Below are 20730 nucleotides of genomic sequence, written 5' to 3' on the forward strand. Positions count from 1 at the left end.
CCGAACTACAGGAAGATGAACTTGGCGATAAAGATCGCGCACAGCACCCACAGGCTGACAGAAATCTCACGGTACTTGCCGGTGCCTGCCTTGAGCGCCACGTAAGTGATAAAGCCCAAGGCAATCCCGTCGGCGACCGAGAAGGTCAACGGCATCATGATCGCGGTGACAATCGCCGGAATGCTGTCGGTGGCCTCATCCCAGTTGATATGGGCCATGCTCGCCATCATCAGCATCGCCACGTAAATCAGCGCGCCGGCGGTGGCATACGCCGGAATCATTCCCGCCAGTGGCGCAAAAAACATCGCGGCCACAAACAGGATGCCCACGGTCACGGCGGTCAGCCCGGTGCGACCACCTGCGGCCACACCCGCCGCGCTTTCCACATAGCTGGTCACCGGCGGCACACCGACCATGGCGCCAAACACGCTGGAGGCACTATCGGCCTTCAGCGCGCGGGACAGGTTATCGATCTTGCCATCGGCGTTGACCAGTCCGGCCCGTTGCGCGACGCCCATCAGTGTACCCGCGGTGTCGAACATGTGTACAAAAAGAAAAGCAAATACCACGCTTATCATGCTTACATTGAATACACCTTTTATGTCCATGGCCATCCATGTCGGCGCCAGGCTCGGTGGGGTTGAGAGAATGCCGTTGTAGTGCACCAGGCCCAGGCCCCAACCGGCGAGGGTCACGGCGATGATGCTGATCAGGATCGCGCCGAATACCCGGTGATAGCTGAGGATCGCAATCAACAGGAAGCACACGGCCGCCAGCAATGGCGCAGGCTCGTGCAGCGAACCGAGCTTGATCAAGGTGGCCGGGCTGTCGACGATAATGCCGGCGGTCTTCAGGCCGATCACCCCAAGGAACAAACCGACGCCTGCGCCCATGGCATGACGCAAGCTCACAGGGATGCTGTTGAGCAGCCATTCACGCACGCGCGACAGTGTCAGGCCCATGAACAGCACGCCGGAAATAAACACTGCGCCCAGCGCGGTTTCCCAGTGGTAGCCCATGGTGCCGACCACGGTGTAGGTGAAAAACGCATTCAGGCCCATACCCGGTGCCAAACCTACCGGCCAGTTGGCGTACAGCCCCATCAGCAGGCAGCCCAGCGCGGCGGCGATGCAGGTGGCGACGAACGCCGCACCGTGATCGATACCGGCGTCGGCCATGATGTTGGGGTTGACGAAGATGATATAGGCCATGGTGATGAAGGTGGTGAGGCCGGCAATCAGTTCGGTTCTCACTGTGGTGCCATGCAAGCGCAGTTTGAACAGGCGTTCCAGCCAGCCGCCTTGCGGTGGGGCGAGGTCCAGCGTAGGGGCTTCGGTTTTTTGGCTATCCACAGCAAGTACTCCTCAAGAGTTTTATTGTTATTTCCAGCGCCGGTCACAGAGGTGGGCAGCAGCGCTTTGAGGTACTGGCGGGTTTTGTTGACCAATAGGTCAGGAACTCGCACGAAGCGAATTATGCTTTTGTATACAAATAAAGCAAATAATGTTTTCTATTTTGTTTGCGAAAGGGGATGAAAGGCTGATGCCGGCGCGATTTATCGGGTTGCGCAGGGCAAAGTTGTTGTGGCGAGCAGGCTTGCCCTGCGTTGGGCTGCGTAGCGGCCCCCAAACCTGCCAATGGATTCTCGCTGAAGCCCCGCGATGACTGTCTCAGGGCCGCTTCGCGTCCCAACGCAGGGCAAGCCTGCTCGCCACAACAAGCTCGCTCGGCATAGGGTTAAGGTTGGCCGGCGAGGGCCTGGTTCACGGCTAGCCAGCCTGCCACGGCGTCTTCACCGGCTTCACTGAACGCACGCTGCAACAGCTTCACCTGTTCGCGGCGCAACGACTGCTCAAAACGCTGGCCGTCTTCCGTCAGTTCCAGCAGGCGTTTGCGCTTGTCGGCCTCGGAGGCAACGCTGTCGACCAGGTGCATTTCCTGCAATTGGCGCAATGGCATGTTCAGCGCCTGCTTGCTCACCCCAAGCAACTCCAGCAGCTGCTTCACGCTCAAGGCGGGGTAACGCGCGATAAAAAATACGATGCGCTGATGCACGCGGCTCAGGCCACGGCGCTCGAGCATTTCGTCGGCCTTGGCGGTAAAAGCCTGGTAGCCGAAGAAAAAGGCTTCCATGGCTTGTTGTTGGCTGCCCTGGTTTTTAAGGTCAAGCATATTGACGTATCCACGCGAGTCGTCGTAATTTCGGTCAACCAGTTTGACGTATTTGCCCCCGACTTCGCTACCGGTGACCCTATGGCCTTCTCTGAACGTGTTACGCGCCTCAAAAGCTCCTTGATCCGTGAAATTCTTGCGGCGGCCCAGCGCCCGCAAGTGATGTCGTTCGCCGGTGGCCTGCCCGCCGAAGCCATGTTGCCGGTACTGAATTGGGATGAACTGCCACTGAACATCGGCCAATACGGTATGAGCGAAGGCGAGCCGCAATTGCGTGAACTGCTCGCCGCCGAGGCCCGCGCCTTGGGCTTACCGTGCCAGGCCAGTCAGGTGCTGGTGGTCAGCGGTTCCCAGCAAACCCTCGACCTGGCAGCCAAGCTGTACATCGACAAGGGCACTGAAGTCTTGCTGGAAGGCCCGACCTACCTGGCTGCACTGCAAATTTTCCAATTGTTCGGCGCCGATTGCCTCACCGTGCAACTGGAGGCCGACGGCCCGAACCTGGCTGCCCTGCGCGCCAGCCTCGAACGCCATCACCCGGCGTTCATCTACCTCATCCCGACCTTCCAGAACCCCTCGGCCGTGCGCTACAGCGAGGCCAAGCGCGCAGCCGTGGCCGCCTTGCTCGATGAATTCGGCGTAACCCTGATCGAAGACGAGCCCTACCGCGAGCTGACATTCGACGGCGCCAGTGCGCAGCCCATCGCCGGGCGGTTGAAAAAAGCCAGCTGGATCTACACCGGCACCGTCTCCAAGACCCTGTTGCCGGGGTTGCGCGTCGGTTACCTGATCGCCAGCGAGGATTTGTTCCCGCACCTGCTCAAGCTCAAGCAATCGGCCGACCTGCACACCAACCGCATCGGCCAGTGGCAAGCGATGCAGTGGATCGGCACGCAAAAATACCAGCAACACCTGGCGCAGTTACGCGACTTTTACCGCGAGCGTCGCGATGCCTTTCAGTCGGCTCTGGAGCGCCACTTTGGCGACCTGGCCGACTGGCAAGTGCCTCAAGGTGGATTATTCTTCTGGCTGACCTTGAAACAACCCCTCGACACCCGCACCTTGTTGGCGCAAGCATTGGATCAGGACGTGGCGTTCATGCCCGGTGAACCGTTCTTTTCCGAGCCCGATCAACACTTGGGTTCGTTGCGCCTCAATTTCAGCCATATCGACCCGGCCCGTCTGGACGAAGGTCTCAAGCGCCTGGCCGCGGTGGTCCGTCAAGCACAGCACGCGCAAGCGGCATAAGGGGAGCCCCATGTACAAGGTTTATGGCGATTACAAGTCGGGCAACTGCTACAAGGTCAAATTGATGCTCAACCTGCTGGGCATCCCGTACCAATGGATCGATGTCGACATCCTCAAGGGCGACACCCAGACTGCTGAGTTCCTGGCCAAGAACCCCAATGGCAAGATCCCGGTGCTGGAACTTGAAGACGGCACTTGCCTGTGGGAGTCCAACGCGATTCTCAACTTCCTGGCCGATGGCAGCGAATTTTTGCCGTCCGAGCCACGCCTGCGCACGCAAGTGTTGCAGTGGCAGTTTTTCGAGCAGTACAGCCACGAACCGTATATTGCGGTGGCACGGTTTATCCAGTTTTACCTGGGCTTGCCCGCAGACCGTCTTGAGGAATACAAGAAGCTGCACAAAGGTGGCTACAAGGCCCTCAAGGTCATGGAGCGCCAACTGCAACTGACCCCGTATCTGGTGGGCGATCAATTCTCCATCGCCGATGTGGCGTTGTATGCCTATACCCATGTGGCCGAGGAGGGTGGGTTTGAGCTGGACGCTTATCCGGGTGTGCAGGCGTGGCTGGCGCGGGTGGCGAGCCATCCAAAACATGTAGCGATGCTTGATTGAGTTCACGCGGTCAAAAATGTGGGAGCTGGCTTGTGTGGGAGCTGGCTCCCACATTGATAGTGTCCAGTTTCAGTTCGATGTTGTGCCAGACAGCTCATCACTCAGCAGCTCAAAGCAACGCTGCGCCGCCGGGCTGAGGCCCATCCCGCTGCGACTGATCAACCCGATCTCGCGGTTCACGCCGGGATGGTCAATATTGATGCGCTTCAACCCCTGCAAACTGTCCGCCGCCGACTCCGGCAACACGCTGATGCCCAGCCCCTGGCGCACCAACGCCAGCACCGTCGACATGTAGTTGGCTTCCATGCCGGCATTCATTGTCAGCCGTGTCTGATCAAACAACGCGTCCACCTGCTCACGCACACTGCTGTCGCGCCCGGTGAGGATGATCGGCTGGTCCGCCAATTGCTCCAAGGTCAGTTGGCGATGGTGGGCGAGGGGATGTTCCAGTGGCACAAACGCACACAACCGATCATTGAGTACCGGCAAAAACACCAGGCCGTGGCTCAGCCGTGCGCGCACACCAATGCCAAAGTCCACCACGCCTTCGCGCACCTGTGCATGAATGCGATGGGCGACCAGGTCATGCAAACGTACTTCGATGCCGGCAAAGCGTTCGCGAAACAGGCGCAAGGCCGGCGGCAGGGCGCCGGCGCACACCGAGGGCAGTGCGGCGATGGTGACCACGCCGCGGCGCAGGGCGGCGAGGTCGCGCGAGCCAGTGACGATGTTGTCCAGGTCCAGCAACAGTTTTTCCATGGGGCCGCGTGCGTCCTCGCCGGCGGCGGTAATGCTCACATGACGAGGGCTGCGGTCGAGCAGGGCGACACCAAGCCAGTCTTCGAGTTGTTGCACCTGCACCGTCAGGGCTGAGGGCGATAAGTGCAACTCGTTGGCGGCCTTGGTGAAACTGCCGGTACGGGCTACGGCTAAAAAGGCTTGTATGTGTTGGATACTGTTCTTCATTTTGTTTTTCCGAACGTGCCAGGCCGAATATTCCAATTTACAAAGACTAACCTGCTTCCAATACTCCAGGGAAAACAATAACCGGCCACCAAGGCCGCTCTGGAGTAACCCATGCTCGCAACCCTGGGTGTCATCACCATCCTGTGCCTGCTCGCTGCCGTCATGAGCAAACGCCTGTCGCCACTGGTGGCGCTGATCGCCTTGCCGATCATCGCCGCACTGCTCGGCGGTTTCGGCCTGCAAACCAGCGCCTTCATCATTACCGGAATCAAGAACGTCGCCCCAGTGGTGGGCATGTTTGTGTTCGCGATTCTGTTTTTCGGGATCATGACCGACGCCGGCATGCTCGATCCCATCATTGATCGCATCCTGCGCACCGTAGGTACGCGTCCTACGCGGATTGTGGTCGGCACCGCGACCCTCGCGCTGCTGGTGCACCTGGACGGCTCCGGGGCGGTGACGTTTCTGGTGACGGTGCCGGCGATGCTGCCGCTGTATACGCGGCTGGGCATCGACAAGCGCATCCTTGCGTGTGTCTGTGCCATGGCCGCCGGGGTCAATTTCCTGCCGTGGACCGGCCCGGTGCTGCGCTCGTCGGCGGCCTTGCATGTGCCGGTGGCCGACCTGTTCCAGCCGCTGATCCCGGTGCAGATCGTCGGCCTGGTCTTCGTGTTTGCCTGCGCCTGGTGGCTGGGCCGTCGTGAAGAAAAACGCCTGGGCCTGGGCGCCGGTTCCTCGGTGGAGGCGGTACCGCAACGGGTGCTCAGCGACGAGGACATCAAGCTGCGGCGCCCACGGCTGTTCTGGGTCAACCTGTTGCTGACCGTGCTGGTAATGGTGGTGATGATTGCCGGCTGGGTCGACCCGGTGGTGATGTTTATGCTCGGCACCGTGGTGGCGCTGTGCATCAACTACCCGAATGTGGATGCCCAACGGGCGCGCATCGATGCCCATGCGAAAACCGCCCTGACCATGGCCAGTATCCTGCTCGCCGCTGGCGTGTTCACCGGCATCATGCAAGGCACTGGCATGCTCAAGGCGATTGCCGAGGTGGCGGTCGCACAGATTCCCGCCGGCCACGGCAAGTTGATCCCGGCGGTGGTGGGCTTTATTTCCATGCCGTTGAGCATGTTGTTTGACCCCGATTCCTACTATTTCGGCGTGATGCCGGTGATCGCCGAGGTCGGCAAAGCCCTGGGCGTCGACCCGCTGCAAGTGGCCCAGGCCTCGTTGCTGGGCGTACACACCACCGGTTTCCCGGTCAGCCCGCTGACGCCTGCGACCTTCCTGCTGGTGGGCCTGTGCAAGATCGAACTGGCCGATCACCAGCGCTTCACTATTCCGTTTCTGTTTGCTGCGTCGGTGTTGATGACCCTGACCGCATTGCTCCTGGGAGTGATTTGAGATGAAAACCTTGCGCATCGGTTCCGGCGCCGGCTACTCCGGCGACCGTATCGAGCCTGCCGTGGAACTGGCCGAACAGGGCGACCTGGATTACCTGGTGTTCGAATGCCTGGCCGAACGCACCATTGCCCTGGCGCAACAGGCGCGTATCAGCGACCCGCAGGGCGGTTACGACCCACTGCTGAGCGAGCGTATGCGCCGGGTGTTGCCATTTGTTGGCTTGAAGGGCCACCGTCGCCTGCGGGTAATTACCAATATGGGCGCGGCCAACCCCGTGGCGGCGGCCGTTGAAGTGCGGCGGGTTGCCAACGAACTGGGCCTGAACCTCAAGGTCGTGGCGGTGGTGGGCGATGACGTGTTGGAGGTTTTACAGCCCGGTTTTTGGCTGGATAACGGCCAGACCGTTGGCTCTTTGGGCGAGCGGCTGATATCCGCTAACGCCTACCTGGGCGTCGACGGCATCCTCGAAGCCTTGCGCGCCGATGCCGATGTGGTGATCACCGGGCGCGTGGCCGACCCGTCGCTGTTTTTGGCACCGCAGATGTTTGAGTTCGGCTGGGCTGCGGACGAATGGCAGCGGCTGGGGCGCGGCACGTTGGTCGGGCATTTGCTGGAATGCGCGGGCCAGGTCAGCGGTGGCTATTTTGCCGATCCCGGTTTCAAGGATGTGGATGAGCTGGCACGCCTGGGTTTCCCGTTGGCTGAAATCGATGCCGATGGCGAAGCTGTGATCACCAAGGTGGCGGGCTCAGGCGGGCGGGTCAGCCGTGCGACGTGCACCGAGCAGATGATCTACGAAGTACACGACCCGGCGGCTTATCTCACGCCGGACGTGACGGCAGACTTTTCTCAAGTGAGCTTTGTGGAGGAGGGCGTGGATCGCGTCCGTGTCCAAAACGCCAGTGGTCGCGCTCGGCCTGAACAGTTAAAGGTCAGCGTGGGTTACCTGGACGGATGGATCGGTGAAGGGCAGATGTCCTACGGCGGCCCAGGCGCGGTCGCACGGGCTGAGTTGGCGCGGGATATCGTACTCAAGCGCCTGGCACTGATGGGCGTAAAGATGCAAGAGCTACGCGCCGAGCTGATTGGCATGGATTCATTGCACGGCCCACGCAGCAGCGTCGAGCCCTGGGAAGTGCGCCTGCGCGTGGCCGCCCGTTGTGAAGAGCGCAGCGAAGCGGTGCGGGTTGGCAATGAAGTGGAGACCCTCTACACCAATGGTCCGTCGGGCGGCGGCGGCGCGAGTAAAAGTGTGCGCCAGGTGGTGGCAGTAGCGTCGTTATTGCTGCCCCGCAGCGTGGTCAACCCGAGGATCGAAGCATGAAACTGCACACACTGGCCCATTCCCGTACCGGCGATAAGGGCGACACTTCGAACATCTCGATCATCGCCTACCGCGCCGAGGATTATCCGTTGCTGTGCGAACAGCTCACGCCCGAGCGCGTCGCCACGTTTTTTGCCGGCTTGCGTGAGCCGGGCGCAGCACCGGTGCGGCGTTATGAATTGCCCAACGTGCAGGCGCTGAACTTCGTGCTGCCGGGGATCCTGCGCGGCGGCGTGACCCGCTCGCTGGCGCTGGACGCCCATGGCAAGTGCCTGGGGTCGGCCTTATTGGATCTGGTAATACTGACTTAATTACACAGCCAAACAAATGTGGGAGCTGGCTTGCCTGCGATAGCATCAACTCAGTCTACCTGAATCACCGAGGTGCCTGCATCGCAGGCAAGCCAGCTCCCACACAAGCCAGCTCCCACTTGGGTTCTTCAGCGGCTGTCAGACGGCGGCAAACCGCTTGTCGAGGTAATCAATGATCACCTTGGAGTCATACATCCAGGTGGTCTGGCCATTCTCTTCGATACGCAGGCATGGCACTTTGATCTTGCCGCCTTGCTCCAGCAGGGTCTGGCGGTCCTGTTCGTTGTTTTTCGCGTCCTTGAGCGCCACCGGCACATTCAGGCGGTGCAGGGTGCGGCGAGTCTTCACGCAAAACGGGCAGGCGTGAAACTGATACAGCGTCAGTTCCTTGGCCGCCGCGTTGACCTGTGCCTGTTGCTCGGCAGAACGCTGCTTTTTGCGCGGGCGGGTCAGGAAGTCGCCCGCGATGATGATTTGGCCGAGACCCACTCGAAGTGCTTTGACGAACATGGCTGAAAACCTCTTGCCCATGAAGAAGGGGCCGCAGCTTACCTGAATTTCGCGGGCGAAAAAAAACCGGCGATGAACGCCGGCTTTTCCTTACGCAGCCTGTTACTTGATCAGGCTGAGGAATTCGCTGCGGGTGGCCGCGTTTTCGCGGAACTCACCCAGCATCACCGAAGTGATCATCGACGAATTCTGTTTCTCCACACCGCGCATCATCATGCACATGTGCTTGGCTTCGATCACCACCGCCACGCCCAGGGCGCCAGTCACTTGCATCACGGCATCGGCGATCTGGCGGCTGAGGTTTTCCTGGATCTGCAGGCGGCGCGCATACATGTCGACAATCCGCGCAACCTTCGACAGGCCCAGCACTTTGCCGCTTGGGATATACGCCACATGCGCCTTGCCGATAAACGGCAGCAGGTGGTGTTCGCACAGCGAGTACAACTCGATGTCCTTGACCAGCACCATTTCGCTGTTGTCGGAGCTGAACAAGGCACCGTTGGTGACTTCTTCCAGCGTCTGTTCATAGCCGCGGCAAAGGTACTGCATCGCCTTGGCGGCACGCTTTGGCGTGTCGAGCAGGCCCTCGCGGGAAACGTCCTCGCCGAGCTGGCCGAGGATCGCGGTGTAATTCTGTTCCAGGGACATGAAACTACCTGTGGGATTTTCGCAAAGCGCAAGGTTACGGTGGCGGGCACATCGCTGCAAGCCTGACGATGGCACTTGTTACTCGTCGCGCCCTTCCATCATGGTGCGCTTGAGCATCACATACACCGCACCGGCGCCGCCGTGGCGGGCCTGGCAGGAGGTAAAACCGAGTACCTGGGCATGCTGGCGCAGCCAGGTATTGACGTGGCTCTTGATCATGGGACGCTTGCCGTCCAGGCGCACGGCCTTGCCGTGGGTGACGCGCACGCAGCGGATTTCGAATTTGGTCGCTTCGGCCAGGAAGGCCCAAAGGGTTTCGCGGGCTTTTTCCACGTTCATGCCGTGCAGGTCGAGGCTGCCTTCGAACGGGATCTGGCCGATCTTGAGCTTGCGCATCTGGCTTTCCTGCACGCCGTCGCGAGCCCACATCAGCTCGTCTTCGGGGCCTACATCGATCACGAACTGGTCCGACAGGCCATCCACCGTGGTGGCGTCGGTGCGCACGGTCGCGGCCTGGCGCAACTTGGCGATCTGTGCCCGGTCGGCCTTGGGTTTACCGGTGTCGGCACGATCATGCTTGATCGGCTTGACGCCGCGCAGCTCGTTTTTGAACAGGGAAAAATCGTCGTCTTGCATGTGAGCCTCCGCGAAGGGCGGGCAGTTTACCTAAATCGCGGCGGCCAGGGCGCAGGAAACGCTATCCAAGCGCCATCAGTCGTGCTTTTTCATCAAGTGCGAAGCGATGTTCAGTGACAGCGGCTGACGCATTTTCCGACGGCTACGACGCCATAACCACACACCCAACCACAGCACCAGCAGTCCGATTACCAACAGGATAGCCGAACCGCCGGGGCTGGCATTCAACTCGCCAAGGGCCGGCGAATGACCAAACAGGCCGGCGCCACCAGCGCCGGCCAACAGCAAACCTACAATGGCCAGCAACGCGGCAAAGCCGGCTACCAGGCGCAGACGCCAATTGCTCGGGCCTTTGGGGCGCAAGCGACGAGCGTCAAAACCATCGGATATCTTCATTCCGACCTTTCCTCCAGGGTATCGGCCCTTCGACCGGAAGATACACAGGTTGTTCCGACAGCAGCGGTAAATGCGCCAAATGAGAGGGCTTTGCGGATGAGCGGGGCAATAAATACGCCGCTCATCTCAAGGGCGATCAGATCAGATCTTTGGTCAACGCGAGGGTGGCGAAGTTGTCGGCCATGATGGCCATTTCAGTTTGCTGTACGTGCTCGGCGCTCAGGATGCCACCTTTGTAAGGCAGGTCACGGGTGGCGCAGGCGTCTTCCACCAGGGTGCAGCGAAAGCCCAGGTTCTTGGCGGCGCGCACGCTGGTGCTGACACTGGAGTGGCTCATGAAACCGCAGACGATCAAGTCCAGGGAGCCGAGGTCTTGCAGGTGTTTCTCCAGGCCGGTGCCATGGAACGCGCTGGGCAGCAGTTTGCCGATGATGGTTTCATCGCCTTGGGGTTCCAGGCCAGGAATGAACTCGCCGCGCTCGCCCTGCGGGTCGAACAGGCCACCGACGGTGCCAAGGTGACGTACATGCACGATCGGGCGCCCGGCATTACGCGCGGTTGTCACAAGCTGCTTGATGTTGTCGACCGCCGCGTCCATGCCGGACAGGGCGAGTGGGCCGCTGAGGTATTCCTTCTGGGCGTCGATGATCACGAGGGTCGCATGGTTCAGGTTGGCTGCTGCGTAACCGCGACCGCTGAGTTGAAACATCGTCTTTGGAACGGACATTCTGGGGCTCCTGTGAGGGGGGCTTTTGTCACATTGTCCACTGGCTGAGCGGTTCTGTGAATCGCTACCATCGTAAGGTACGCCGTTGTTGACGTGCAGCCATGTCAAGAGGTGGGCTTGATCAGCGCAATGATGGCAATTTGAATGATTTCCGACAGATGGTGAAGGGTTTTCGTACATCGTCGGTACAGGCGAAGGCTGTTAGAATCGCCAGTCGTTTTTTCCAGGAGCTTGCCCCCGTGATTACCTCCCGCCTGCGCACGTTGCGCGACCACATCCGTTGGGCTGTCAGCCGTTTCCATGGGGAAGACCTGTTTTTCGGGCATGGCACCGACAATGCCTGGGACGAAGCCCGGCAATTGGTGCTCGGCGCCTTGCACCTGCCTTGGGAAATTGCCGACAGCTACCTGGACTGCAACCTCGAAGAAGAGGAAGTCGCCCATGTGCAGCGCTTGCTGCACAAGCGTATCCACGAGCGTGTCCCTACCGCCTACCTGTTGAAGGAAGCCTGGTTCTGCGGCATGTCGTTTATTGTCGATGAGCGCGTGTTGATCCCGCGTTCACCGATTGGCGAGTTGATCGAAAACCGCTTCGAGCCATGGCTGGCCCAGCCGCCGGCGCGCATTCTCGACCTGTGCACCGGCTCCGGTTGCATCGGCATCGCCTGTGCCTACGAGTTCCAGGACGCCGAAGTGGTGCTGGGCGACTTGTCCTTCGAAGCCTTGGAAGTGGCTAACCAGAACATTGAGCGTCATGGTGTCGATGAACGCGTCTACACCGTGCAGGGCGACGGCTTCGATGGCCTGCCGGGCCAGCGTTTTGACTTGATCGTGTCTAACCCGCCGTACGTGGATGCCGAAGACTTCGCCGACATGCCGGATGAGTACCAGCACGAGCCGGAACTGGGCCTGGCCTGCGGCGACGATGGTCTGAACCTGGTGCGACGCATGCTGGCCGAGGCCGCCGACCACCTGACCGAGAAGGGCTTGCTGATTGTTGAAGTCGGCAACAGCCAGGTGCACGTCGAGGCGCTGTACCCGGAAGTCGACTTTGCCTGGCTGGACTTCCAGCGCGGCGGGCATGGTGTGTTCATGCTGACGGCTGAACAGTGCCGGGAGCATCAGGCGGTGTTCGCGGCGCGGGTTTAACTTCATTCCACAATAGGAACGCGGTCAGTGTGGGAGCCGACAAGCCAGCTCCCACATTTGGAATGCATTCCAACCTTTCAGCGGTGTGTGGCAATCCAGATCAACAGCCCCGCCTGAAACACCGTAAACGCCACCAGGCACGTAATGGTAAAGCGCAGCCCACTGTCCTCGCGCTTGAACTTGGTGACCTTTTCTTCTTCCTTGCGCAGCTTCACTTCCTGCTCGGCCAGGTTCTGCTCGGCCTGCTGCAGCATTTGCGCAGCTTCGAGGATCTCCACGTACTGCACCTTCTCGGTGTTCCAGCTGTCCAGCACTTCGCTGACTTTGCCGGGTTGCACGTTCCCTTTGAGGTGCTGCACATCGGCGTAGGCCACATCAAAACCCTGGATGCGCAGGAAATGATCGCGACGCAGGCGCGTGGCTTCGTTGAGTGCATCCTTGTTGGCGAGGTCCACGCCGTCTACGCGGTAATGTGACCACTTCTTTTTCGCCCACGCGGCGGCCTGTGCCACCAGAAAGCGTCCCAGGCCACGGTTGGCCGGTTCAATTTCCAGGCTGTTACCCGGGCCGAAGTGCACACGGTGCGTCTCGTGATCGACCCAGATATCCAGGTGGTTCTGCTCGCGGCGCACACGTTGGCCGGGCAACTGGATCACCATGCGTAACAGGCTGTGTTTCTTGTCATGGCGTTCGGTATAGCCAAACTGTACGAACCGCAGCGGCCGTGCGCCGGTGGCACGATCAGTGGCCAGGGGCGCCAGGCGCAGCATCTTGAAGTGTTCGGCCTGAACGTCCGCCCACGGCAGGGCCGCGGCCTCGACAGCCTCGGGTTTTTCGGCCGGGGTGTCGGCGGTAGATTCGGGTGTTGCTTCGGTGGTAGTCATGCGGCGCGATCCTGTCCAAGCCCGGCGAGCCGACAGTCTTTTTACTGTCGACTCTGGGCTTATCGGCCGTTTTATTCAGGACTGGAGGCAAATAATCGCTTAACGGGGTTGAAGTCCGTCGATAAAGCGCACGATGCGTTGGCCCAGCTCGGCGGCGAGAGGCAGTTTGGGGTCGTTGTACGACTCAAGCTGTTCCTTTACATCCTTGGGCACGATGCGCATCACGTGGTTCATGCCTTGAATCACGGTCAGTTGTGCGTCGGGCTTGGCCGCTTGCAACTGCTGGGCATCCGCCACGCCGACCTGGATATCGTTGGTGCCCTGGATGATCAGAGCCGGCATGTTCAGTTTGGCGAAGGCGGCCGACGGGTCGGCACGAAACAGGCTGATCAGGTACGGCTGCACACTGGGGCGGAAAATGCCTTCCAGCGGGCGCGGTACATCGGCATCCACCTGGCCGGCCTTAAGGTGGTCGAGAATTTCATTGCTGCGCAGCAACAGGGCAGGGGGCAGATGATCGGCCAGTTGCTGGCGGATCACCTGGTCCACCGGCCGGGCGCTGCCGGACAGCGAAATAACCCCGGCCGGGTCGAGTTGCGGCGCGGCGAGGGTGGCGACCAGCGCACCTTCGCTATGGCCCAGCACGATCAACTGGCTCATGCGGCTGTCGGCCTTGAGCAGCTTGCCCCAGGCCACCGCATCGGCCACATAGGCGTCCAGGGTGAGGTTGCGTTCGTCGGGGGTGGCGGCCAGGCTCGCGGCCACGCCGCGTTTGTCGTAGCGCACGCTGGCGATGTTATTGCGCGCCAGCACCCAGGCCAGGCGCTTGAGGCTGTCGTTGCGCGCACCATCGGCGCTGTTGCCGTTGCGGTCGGTGGGGCCGGAGCCGGCGATGATCAGCACCACGGGCACCGGCTTGTCGGATTTTGGCAGCAGCAGCGAACCAAACAGCTCGCCGCTGCCGGTGTCCAGGCTGATCGGCCGTTGCAGCACGACGGGGGAGGCGGCGAAGCCAAGGCTGGAAAACAGGGTAAGGGTCAAAAGCAAAACTCGCAGCATCATCACGCCATCATCAGGAAGGTGCCGGTTGGACCAACGTCTACCGGTAAGGTTTCGAGGATGAACTACTCGGTTAGCCTGCGTATACTGGCTGCCTTAAGTTATTACGGTTGAGTTGATTCAACTGATTTCACGGAGCGCCCTGCATGTCCGGCAATACCTTCGGCAAGCTGTTCACTGTCACCACCGCGGGCGAAAGCCATGGCCCGGCGTTGGTCGCCATTGTCGACGGCTGCCCGCCAGGCCTCGAGTTGTCTCTGGAAGACCTGCAGCGTGACCTCGACCGCCGCAAGCCCGGCACCAGCCGCCATACTACCCAGCGCCAGGAGCCCGACGAAGTCGAGATTCTTTCCGGCGTGTTCGAAGGTCGCACCACCGGCTGCGCCATTGGCCTGTTGATCCGCAACACCGACCAGAAGTCCAAGGACTACTCGGCGATCAAGGACCTGTTCCGCCCGGCCCACGCCGACTACACCTACCACCACAAATACGGTGAGCGCGACTACCGTGGTGGTGGCCGCAGCTCGGCGCGTGAAACCGCCATGCGCGTGGCCGCCGGTGCCATCGCCAAGAAATACCTGGCCACCCAGGGCATCGTGATCCGTGGCTACATGAGCCAATTGGGCCCGATTGAGATCCCGTTCAAGACCTGGGACAGCGTCGACGACAACGCCTTCTTCAGCCCCGACCCGGACAAGGTGCCGGAACTGGAAGCCTATATGGACCAGTTGCGCCGCGATCAGGATTCGGTGGGTGCCAGGATTACCGTGGTCGCCGAAGGCGTCAAACCGGGCCTGGGCGAGCCGATCTTCGACCGCCTCGACGCCGAGCTGGCCCACGCGCTGATGAGCATCAATGCGGTCAAGGGCGTGGAGATCGGCGCCGGTTTTGCCTGTGTCGCCCAGCGCGGCACCGAGCATCGCGATGAAATGACGCCGCAAGGTTTCCTCAGCAATAACGCGGGCGGCATCCTCGGCGGTATTTCCTCCGGCCAGCCGATTGTTGCGCACCTGGCGCTCAAGGCCACGTCGAGCATCACCACGCCGGGCCGTTCGATCGATGTGCACGGCAACCCGGTGGACGTGATCACCAAGGGCCGCCACGACCCGTGCGTGGGCATCCGCGCCACGCCGATTGCCGAGGCGATGATGGCCATCGTGTTGATGGACCACCTGCTGCGCAACCGTGGGCAAAACGCCGATGTGCAGGTGAGTACGCCGGTGTTGGGCCAGCTGTGACGGCGTGTGGCGAGGGAGCTTGCTGTGGCGAGGGAGCTTGCTCCCGCAGGGCTGCGCAGCAGCCCCCCACAATATGACGCAAAGCCTCCCATACTGGCGCCTCTCCAGCTTCTACCTCTTCTACTTCGCCCTGCTCGGGGCGACGGCGCCGTTCCTGGCGCTGTACTTCGACCACTTGGGGTTCTCCAGCGCGCGTATCGGCGAGCTGGTGGCCATCCCCATGCTGATGCGCTGCGTGGCGCCCAACCTGTGGGGCTGGCTCGGCGACTACACCGGCCGGCGCCTGGCCATCGTGCGTTTTGGCGCGGTGTGTACCCTGGCGAGTTTCTCGCTGATCTTCTTCAGCAAAACCTACGCCTGGCTGGCCCTGGTGATGGCACTGCATGCGTTCTTCTGGCACGCGGTGTTGCCGCAGTTTGAAGTGATCACGCTTGCGCACCTGCAAAAGCAAACCGCGCGCTACAGCCAGATCCGCCTGTGGGGCTCCATCGGTTTTATCCTCACCGTGGTGATCATGGGCCGCCTGTTCGACGGGCTGAGCCTGGACATTTACCCGGTGGTGGTCGTGGTGATCATGGCCGGCATTATTGGCGCCAGCCTGTGGGTGCCGAACGCGCAGCCCGCCGTCCAGGGCAATCGCCTGGCCGGTGACGGTTTCCTCAAGCAATTGCGCAGCCCCGGCGTACTGGCGTTTTATGCCTGCGTGGCCTTGATGCAAATGAGCCATGGCCCGTATTACACCTTCCTGACCCTGCACCTTGAACATTTGGGTTATAGCCGTGGCGTGATCGGCATGCTGTGGGCGCTGGGTGTGGTCGCGGAGGTGCTGATGTTCCTGGCCATGAGCCGGATCCTGACGCGTTTTTCGGTGCGGCGGGTGCTGCTGGCCAGTTTCGTGTTGGCGGCTATCCGCTGGTTGCTGCTGGGGTCATTCGCTGAAATCTTCTGGGTATTGCTGCTGGCGCAAGTGCTGCACGCCGCCACGTTCGCCAGCTTTCATGCGGCCGCCATCGCCTTTGTACAACGCAGTTTCGGCGCCAGACAACAAGGCCAGGGCCAGGCGCTGTATGCCGCGCTGGCCGGCACCGGGGGCGCGTTGGGCGCCCTTTACGCCGGCTACAGCTGGAACCTGTTGGGGCCGACCCTGACCTTCAGCATCGCCAGCGTCGCCGCCCTGGCCGCCGCCATTATCATTGGCCTTCGATTGCAAGAACCGACTACAGGAACCGAGCAATGAGTTATGTCGCTGTTTACGCTGCCGCCACACCGGATACCCCGAACAAGGTCCTGACCCATTTCGACGATATCGTCTCGACGCTGGCCGACCACGGTGTGCGTTTTGCGCGCTGGCAGCCGGCGCCGATTGAGAAGGGCGCCAGCGACGCAGACATGATCGCCGCGTACCAGCCGCAGATCGATGCCCTTGGCTACGCCGCCGTGCAGGTGCTTAGGGCTGCGGGCGATCCGGCACAGAACGTTGAACTGCGTGCGCAATTCCTCAGTGAACGCCGCTACAGCGAAGACGAAGTGCGTTTCTTCGTCGCAGGCCAAGGCCTGTTCAACGTGCACGTGGGCGACTATGTGTATGCCGTACGTTGTGAGAAAAATGACCTGCTGGTGATTCCGGCCGGCGTGCCGCATTGGTTCGATATGGGCGAGAACCCGCACTTTGTCACCTTGCGTTTGTTCAACACAGCTAAAGGCTGTGAGCCTCAACTCACCGGCGATGCTATTGCCGATGGCTTCCCGGGCTTGGACGACTAAGCACAGATATTTAAATGTTCAACCCAGGCAAGTTGGAAGTTGTTGTGGGAATAAGCCTGATTATCTGTAAGGCGTAGCTGTTTCTGCTGCGCCCTGTGCTTTCAATCCATTCGTTATGTAACTCTCTGCAGACTCGATGTTTATATCACCTGTCAATAGCAGGAATCCGAAAGGTGATAGGGCATCCACTACGAAAGGAGAGAGCACAATGAGTGGCCCAGAACAGTCGTGTCGCACGCCGGTGGACGCGCCGATGACCGTTAGAAGACGTCTGAGCCTGGGCGGCAAGCCCCTCACCCCGACAGAGCTGGAAATTTTGCGCTGGGCCTCGGAAGGCAAGACCGTCTGGGAAATCAGTCAGATCCGGGCAACCTCTGAAGCCACGGTGAAATTCCATCTGCGCAATATCTACGGCAAGCTGGAAGTCACCAACCGCGTACAGGCGATGAATGAGGCCAGCCGACAAGGCTTGTGCTGAAGCCACACAAAAAAGGGCCGCGACGCCTGTAAGCGTCGCGGCCCTTTTTGGTTATCGGTGGTTTATGCCGAGTGGTAGGTCGGCAGGGCAAAGCGGTTCTGGCTTTGCAGCATCGAAATCTGTGGCAGCTCACTGGCTTGTTCGGCCAGGTCGCGGCGGATCGCGCTGATCACCCAGGTCAGTTGGTCAGCGGTGTGCAGCTGTTGATACGAGATCGAACGCTTGACCTGTTTGCCTTCGCTGTTGCGCAGGGTCAGCAGGATACCGCCGTCTGGACGTGGCTGAGTGGTGACGTCGTATTGGGAGAATACAGAAGCGAATTTATCTTGGATCAGGCTCATGTCTATCAGCTCCGTTGGCTCAAGTTGGCAAGCATGGAGAGATAGGTGCAGTGATTGTGCCAGTATTGGATATCTGAAAAAGTCGTTATAAATCAATTAGTTAAAAATTTTACAGATTTTCGGTTTCGTGCAATTTGCATGAATGGCCATCGTGCATCCTGCATTTTGCGTTATTCGCGCCAGCTGTTTCAGGTCAGCCTCGAAGATAAAGACCGCCTCGGTTGGGCAAAATTCCTTTTCGGTGGAAGCCGACTCGGGATACAAAACTTTTCAAATCCCGCATGTACAGTCAAAGAATGGCAGGCGTATTTTCCCGCATGGCATTCGGCATCTGCCTACAGGGCTGCCGCTATGTCTGGATCATACGAAGAATAAGAAAAAGGACGTTCCGCCATGAGCCATCAGCAAGACGACATGATCACGTGGGGCAAGCTCTTACGTAAGGTGCCTGCGATTGTTCGAGCTTTGCCACGCGTAGTGCGTGGCATGCGCGCCGCGAATGTCACCGACCCCGCGCAGCCTTGCGGCCTCGGTTGGCACTTTGAACAGGCTGCGTTGCGCAACCCCGACGGCGCGGCGTTGTTGTACGGCGACAGCGTGCTCAGCTACCGCGAAGCCAACCAGCGCGCCAATCGCATGGCTCATTACCTTCAAGCGCAGGGCATCGGCAAGGGTGATGTGGTCGCGCTGTTTATTGAAAATCGCCCGGAACTGCTCCTCAGCGTACTGGCCGTGGCCAAGCTGGGCGGTATCTGCGCCATGCTCAACACCGCGCAAACCCAGGCGGCGCTGGTGCACAGCCTGAACCTGGTGAACCCGGCGGCGATCGTGGCAGGTGCAGAATTGGTAGACGCCTATGCGGCGGTGCGCGAGCAAGTGTCGATTGCGGCCGAACGCAGCTGGTTTGTGGCGGATCAGTCCTCAAACGCGGTGCCGCAGGGCTACACCGACCTGATGGCCGCCAGCGCTGACAGCCCGGTGGACAACCCTGCCAGCAGCGGACAAATCTTCTTCAACGACCCCTGCTTCTATATCTACACCTCCGGCACTACCGGTTTGCCCAAGGCCGGCATCATGAAGCACGGGCGCTGGACCAAGACGGCGGTGAGTTTCGGCAGCATCGCCCTCGACATGGGGCCGCACGACGTTCTGTATTGCACTTTGCCGCTGTACCACGCCACGGGCCTGTGCGTGTGCTGGGGTTCGGCGATTATCGGCGCATCGGGTTTCGCCATCCGGCGTAAATTCAGCGCCAGCCAGTTCTGGGACGATGCGCGCAAATTCAACGCAACCACCCTGGGGTATGTCGGTGAACTGTGCCGCTACCTGCTGGACCAACCGCCCAGTGCGCAGGATCGCGACAATAAAGTCACCAAGATGGTCGGCAATGGCTTGCGTCCCGGTGTCTGGGCGCAGTTCAAGCAGCGTTATGGCGTCGAGCACATCTGCGAGCTGTATGCCGCCAGCGACGGCAACATCGGTTTTACCAATGTGCTGAATTTCGATAACACCATCGGCTTTTGCCTGCAGCATTGGGCGCTGGTGGAGTACTCCCACGAAACCGGTGAGCCGCTGCGTGGCAGCGATGGTTTCCTGCGTAAGGTGCAAACTGGCGGGCAGGGCTTGCTGCTGGCCAGGATCGATGAAAAGTCGCCGTTCGACGGCTACACCGACCCGGAAAAGAACCGCAAGGTGGTGCTCACGGACGTGTTCGAGAAGGGTGACCGCTACTTCAATACTGGCGACTTGCTACGCAGTATTGGCTTTGGCCATGCGCAATTTGTCGACCGACTGGGCGATACGTACCGTTGGAAGGGCGAAAACGTCTCCACCACCGAAGTGGAAAACGTGTTGCTGCAGCACCCGCAGATCGCCGAAGTGGTGGCCTATGGCGTCGAGATCGAGAACACCAATGGCCGCGCAGGCATGGTCGCCATCACGCCAAGCGAGTCCTTGGCGGCCCTGGACATGCGTGAGCTGTTGCAGTTTGCCCACGGCCAGTTGCCGCACTATGCGGTGCCGTTGTTTTTGCGCATCAAGGTCAAGATGGAAACCACTGGCACCTTCAAATACCAGAAGGTCAAGCTCAAGGAGGAAGCCTTCGACCCGGACAAGGCCGGTAACGACCCGGTGTACGCATGGCTGCCCGGCTCCGACAGTTATGTACCGGTCACCGGGCTATTACTGGCGCAGATCCAGGGCGGGCAGTTCCGTTATTGATTCTGGCTATGAATGCTTTTGACAAAAAAGCCATGACAGCGGGGAACTCCCTCGCGACACTGAGCGCCTTATACACATTCGCAGACAAGGAGCCCCCGCATGTCAGACCAGCCCAAACAAATGACCGACGATGAAGCCGCCGAATTCGCCGAGCAGGTTTTTGATGTGGCCCGCAAAGGCGATGCAGCGATGCTGGCTGCGCTGCTGGCCAAAGGCTTGCCGGCCAATTTTCGTAATCACAACGGCGACACCTTATTGATGCTCGCTGCCTACCACGGCCATGTCGAAGCGGTAAAAGTGTTGCTCGAGTTCAAAGCCGACCCACTGATTGCCAACGACAAAAATCAGCTGCCGATCGCCGGTGCAGCGTTCAAAGGCAACCTGCCGGTGGTGAAGGCGTTGATCGACGGCGGCGCGCCGGTGGATGCAACCTCCCCGGACGGGCGCACAGCGCTGATGCTGGCCGCTATGTTCAACCGCGTTGAAATGGTCGACTACCTGCTCGGCCAGGGCGCCAACCCCAAGGCCGTCGATGCCCAGGGCGCGACCGCGCTGGCTGCCGCGCAAACCATGGGCGCGGCGGATACGGCGGCACGGTTGCAGAAACTGGTGTAGGCTACGCGCCCTCAAAAACCAGCCCGCC

General features: G+C 60.5%; 23 protein-coding genes. 12 read left to right on the forward strand and 11 right to left on the reverse strand.

Annotated elements, in window-relative coordinates:
* Positions 1-5: 5 nt before the first annotated feature.
* Together AB4P96_RS11125 and AB4P96_RS11130 are read right to left on the reverse strand one after the other, a co-directional pair.
* Positions 6-1352, reverse strand: a complete 1347-nt coding sequence (locus AB4P96_RS11125; protein WP_017137842.1) for an NCS2 family permease — start codon at positions 1350-1352, stop codon at positions 6-8.
* A gap of 385 nt (positions 1353-1737) precedes the next feature.
* Entirely contained in the window at positions 1738-2172 is a 435-nt protein-coding gene (locus tag AB4P96_RS11130; RefSeq protein WP_395600763.1) for a MarR family winged helix-turn-helix transcriptional regulator, read from the reverse strand.
* A gap of 81 nt (positions 2173-2253) precedes the next feature.
* Between AB4P96_RS11130 and AB4P96_RS11135 the strand changes: the two genes are divergently transcribed.
* Positions 2254-3420 carry a PLP-dependent aminotransferase family protein gene (locus AB4P96_RS11135; RefSeq protein ID WP_099548915.1) on the forward strand — a complete coding sequence of 389 codons (1167 nt, stop codon included), beginning with the start codon at positions 2254-2256 and terminating at the stop codon, positions 3418-3420.
* Positions 3421-3430: 10 nt separating this feature from the next.
* The gene (locus AB4P96_RS11140; protein WP_017137839.1) at positions 3431-4033 is read left to right on the forward strand and encodes a glutathione S-transferase family protein; all 603 of its coding nucleotides are present in this window, start codon (positions 3431-3433) and stop codon (positions 4031-4033) included.
* Positions 4034-4102: 69 nt separating this feature from the next.
* Here AB4P96_RS11140 and AB4P96_RS11145 read toward each other — a convergent pair whose 3' ends face one another.
* Positions 4103-4999 (reverse strand): LysR family transcriptional regulator, encoded by an 897-nt coding sequence (locus AB4P96_RS11145; protein WP_017137838.1) that lies wholly within the window; start codon positions 4997-4999, stop codon positions 4103-4105.
* Between the two features lie 111 nt (positions 5000-5110).
* Between AB4P96_RS11145 and AB4P96_RS11150 the strand changes: the two genes are divergently transcribed.
* Genes AB4P96_RS11150 through AB4P96_RS11160 form a run of 3 tightly spaced genes read left to right on the forward strand, consistent with a single transcriptional unit; the run spans position 5111 to position 8038 of the window.
* A complete protein-coding gene (locus AB4P96_RS11150; RefSeq protein ID WP_099548917.1) occupies positions 5111-6403 on the forward strand; it encodes a CitMHS family transporter in 1293 nt (430 codons plus the stop codon).
* Between the two features lies 1 nt (position 6404).
* The gene (locus AB4P96_RS11155; protein WP_395600764.1) at positions 6405-7727 is read left to right on the forward strand and encodes an acyclic terpene utilization AtuA family protein; all 1323 of its coding nucleotides are present in this window, start codon (positions 6405-6407) and stop codon (positions 7725-7727) included.
* Positions 7724-8038 (forward strand): hypothetical protein, encoded by a 315-nt coding sequence (locus AB4P96_RS11160; protein WP_017137835.1) that lies wholly within the window; start codon positions 7724-7726, stop codon positions 8036-8038. The genes AB4P96_RS11155 and AB4P96_RS11160 overlap by 4 nt, the downstream gene beginning before the upstream one ends.
* Before the next feature lie 138 nt (positions 8039-8176).
* Here AB4P96_RS11160 and AB4P96_RS11165 read toward each other — a convergent pair whose 3' ends face one another.
* The 5 genes from AB4P96_RS11165 to AB4P96_RS11185 form a co-directional block, all read right to left on the reverse strand.
* The gene (locus AB4P96_RS11165; RefSeq protein ID WP_017137834.1) at positions 8177-8548 is read right to left on the reverse strand and encodes a glutathione S-transferase N-terminal domain-containing protein; all 372 of its coding nucleotides are present in this window, start codon (positions 8546-8548) and stop codon (positions 8177-8179) included.
* Between the two features lie 102 nt (positions 8549-8650).
* On the reverse strand, positions 8651-9196 hold the full coding sequence (folE, locus tag AB4P96_RS11170) for a GTP cyclohydrolase I FolE (RefSeq protein WP_003442011.1): 546 nt from the start codon (positions 9194-9196) through the stop codon (positions 8651-8653).
* Between the two features lie 78 nt (positions 9197-9274).
* The gene (locus AB4P96_RS11175) at positions 9275-9832 is read right to left on the reverse strand and encodes a Smr/MutS family protein (RefSeq protein ID WP_017137833.1); all 558 of its coding nucleotides are present in this window, start codon (positions 9830-9832) and stop codon (positions 9275-9277) included.
* A 75-nt stretch (positions 9833-9907) separates the two neighbouring features.
* Positions 9908-10228, reverse strand: coding sequence for a hypothetical protein (locus AB4P96_RS11180; RefSeq protein WP_056861118.1), 321 nt, complete (start codon positions 10226-10228; stop codon positions 9908-9910).
* Between the two features lie 136 nt (positions 10229-10364).
* On the reverse strand, positions 10365-10955 hold the full coding sequence (locus AB4P96_RS11185; protein WP_395600765.1) for a cysteine hydrolase family protein: 591 nt from the start codon (positions 10953-10955) through the stop codon (positions 10365-10367).
* Positions 10956-11194: 239 nt separating this feature from the next.
* On the opposite strand from AB4P96_RS11185, the gene prmB reads away from it, so the two are divergent.
* Complete coding sequence (prmB, locus tag AB4P96_RS11190) at positions 11195-12103, forward strand: 50S ribosomal protein L3 N(5)-glutamine methyltransferase (RefSeq protein ID WP_017137830.1); 909 nt, start codon at positions 11195-11197, stop codon at positions 12101-12103.
* Positions 12104-12180: 77 nt separating this feature from the next.
* Here prmB and AB4P96_RS11195 read toward each other — a convergent pair whose 3' ends face one another.
* Positions 12181-12987 (reverse strand): hypothetical protein, encoded by an 807-nt coding sequence (locus AB4P96_RS11195; RefSeq protein ID WP_138452752.1) that lies wholly within the window; start codon positions 12985-12987, stop codon positions 12181-12183.
* A 99-nt stretch (positions 12988-13086) separates the two neighbouring features.
* Positions 13087-14049 carry an alpha/beta hydrolase gene (locus AB4P96_RS11200; RefSeq protein ID WP_395600766.1) on the reverse strand — a complete coding sequence of 321 codons (963 nt, stop codon included), beginning with the start codon at positions 14047-14049 and terminating at the stop codon, positions 13087-13089.
* 143 nt (positions 14050-14192) lie between these two features.
* On the opposite strand from AB4P96_RS11200, the gene aroC reads away from it, so the two are divergent.
* From aroC to AB4P96_RS11220, 4 genes are all read left to right on the forward strand, one after another.
* Complete coding sequence (aroC, locus tag AB4P96_RS11205) at positions 14193-15284, forward strand: chorismate synthase (protein ID WP_099548922.1); 1092 nt, start codon at positions 14193-14195, stop codon at positions 15282-15284.
* Between the two features lie 73 nt (positions 15285-15357).
* Positions 15358-16521, forward strand: coding sequence for an MFS transporter (locus AB4P96_RS11210; protein ID WP_017137826.1), 1164 nt, complete (start codon positions 15358-15360; stop codon positions 16519-16521).
* Positions 16518-17048 (forward strand): acireductone dioxygenase, encoded by a 531-nt coding sequence (locus AB4P96_RS11215; protein WP_395600767.1) that lies wholly within the window; start codon positions 16518-16520, stop codon positions 17046-17048. Before AB4P96_RS11210 ends, AB4P96_RS11215 begins: the two co-directional genes overlap by 4 nt.
* Before the next feature lie 208 nt (positions 17049-17256).
* Complete coding sequence (locus tag AB4P96_RS11220; RefSeq protein ID WP_017137824.1) at positions 17257-17526, forward strand: response regulator transcription factor; 270 nt, start codon at positions 17257-17259, stop codon at positions 17524-17526.
* 62 nt (positions 17527-17588) lie between these two features.
* On the opposite strand, the gene AB4P96_RS11225 is transcribed toward AB4P96_RS11220, so the two are convergent.
* Complete coding sequence (locus tag AB4P96_RS11225; RefSeq protein WP_016970113.1) at positions 17589-17867, reverse strand: DUF3509 domain-containing protein; 279 nt, start codon at positions 17865-17867, stop codon at positions 17589-17591.
* Between the two features lie 393 nt (positions 17868-18260).
* Between AB4P96_RS11225 and AB4P96_RS11230 the strand changes: the two genes are divergently transcribed.
* Both AB4P96_RS11230 and AB4P96_RS11235 read left to right on the forward strand, forming a co-directional pair.
* Positions 18261-20087: a long-chain-acyl-CoA synthetase gene (locus AB4P96_RS11230; protein WP_099548924.1), complete on the forward strand. Its 1827-nt coding sequence runs from the start codon at positions 18261-18263 to the stop codon at positions 20085-20087.
* 99 nt (positions 20088-20186) lie between these two features.
* Entirely contained in the window at positions 20187-20702 is a 516-nt protein-coding gene (locus AB4P96_RS11235) for an ankyrin repeat domain-containing protein (protein ID WP_017137822.1), read from the forward strand.
* Positions 20703-20730: the final 28 nt, after the last annotated feature.

The organism is Pseudomonas sp. B19125, from assembly GCF_044218855.1.
Taxonomy (GTDB): domain Bacteria; phylum Pseudomonadota; class Gammaproteobacteria; order Pseudomonadales; family Pseudomonadaceae; genus Aquipseudomonas; species Aquipseudomonas edaphica.

Bases quoted from the DNA above. Each gene is read 5' to 3' on its own strand.
- AB4P96_RS11130 (WP_395600763.1), bottom strand. From the start codon at position 2,172: ATGCTTGACCTTAAAAACCAGGGCAGCCAACAACAAGCCATGGAAGCC.
- AB4P96_RS11135 (WP_099548915.1), top strand. From the start codon at position 2,254: ATGGCCTTCTCTGAACGTGTTACGCGCCTCAAAAGCTCCTTGATCCGT.
- AB4P96_RS11140 (WP_017137839.1), top strand. From the start codon at position 3,431: ATGTACAAGGTTTATGGCGATTACAAGTCGGGCAACTGCTACAAGGTC.
- AB4P96_RS11145 (WP_017137838.1), bottom strand. From the start codon at position 4,999: ATGAAGAACAGTATCCAACACATACAAGCCTTTTTAGCCGTAGCCCGT.
- AB4P96_RS11150 (WP_099548917.1), top strand. From the start codon at position 5,111: ATGCTCGCAACCCTGGGTGTCATCACCATCCTGTGCCTGCTCGCTGCC.
- AB4P96_RS11155 (WP_395600764.1), top strand. From the start codon at position 6,405: ATGAAAACCTTGCGCATCGGTTCCGGCGCCGGCTACTCCGGCGACCGT.
- AB4P96_RS11160 (WP_017137835.1), top strand. From the start codon at position 7,724: ATGAAACTGCACACACTGGCCCATTCCCGTACCGGCGATAAGGGCGAC.
- AB4P96_RS11165 (WP_017137834.1), bottom strand. From the start codon at position 8,548: ATGTTCGTCAAAGCACTTCGAGTGGGTCTCGGCCAAATCATCATCGCG.
- folE (WP_003442011.1), bottom strand. From the start codon at position 9,196: ATGTCCCTGGAACAGAATTACACCGCGATCCTCGGCCAGCTCGGCGAG.
- AB4P96_RS11175 (WP_017137833.1), bottom strand. From the start codon at position 9,832: ATGCAAGACGACGATTTTTCCCTGTTCAAAAACGAGCTGCGCGGCGTC.
- AB4P96_RS11180 (WP_056861118.1), bottom strand. From the start codon at position 10,228: ATGAAGATATCCGATGGTTTTGACGCTCGTCGCTTGCGCCCCAAAGGC.
- AB4P96_RS11185 (WP_395600765.1), bottom strand. From the start codon at position 10,955: ATGTCCGTTCCAAAGACGATGTTTCAACTCAGCGGTCGCGGTTACGCA.
- AB4P96_RS11195 (WP_138452752.1), bottom strand. From the start codon at position 12,987: ATGACTACCACCGAAGCAACACCCGAATCTACCGCCGACACCCCGGCC.
- AB4P96_RS11200 (WP_395600766.1), bottom strand. From the start codon at position 14,049: ATGATGCTGCGAGTTTTGCTTTTGACCCTTACCCTGTTTTCCAGCCTT.
- aroC (WP_099548922.1), top strand. From the start codon at position 14,193: ATGTCCGGCAATACCTTCGGCAAGCTGTTCACTGTCACCACCGCGGGC.
- AB4P96_RS11210 (WP_017137826.1), top strand. From the start codon at position 15,358: ATGACGCAAAGCCTCCCATACTGGCGCCTCTCCAGCTTCTACCTCTTC.
- AB4P96_RS11215 (WP_395600767.1), top strand. From the start codon at position 16,518: ATGAGTTATGTCGCTGTTTACGCTGCCGCCACACCGGATACCCCGAAC.
- AB4P96_RS11220 (WP_017137824.1), top strand. From the start codon at position 17,257: ATGAGTGGCCCAGAACAGTCGTGTCGCACGCCGGTGGACGCGCCGATG.
- AB4P96_RS11225 (WP_016970113.1), bottom strand. From the start codon at position 17,867: ATGAGCCTGATCCAAGATAAATTCGCTTCTGTATTCTCCCAATACGAC.
- AB4P96_RS11230 (WP_099548924.1), top strand. From the start codon at position 18,261: ATGAGCCATCAGCAAGACGACATGATCACGTGGGGCAAGCTCTTACGT.
- AB4P96_RS11235 (WP_017137822.1), top strand. From the start codon at position 20,187: ATGTCAGACCAGCCCAAACAAATGACCGACGATGAAGCCGCCGAATTC.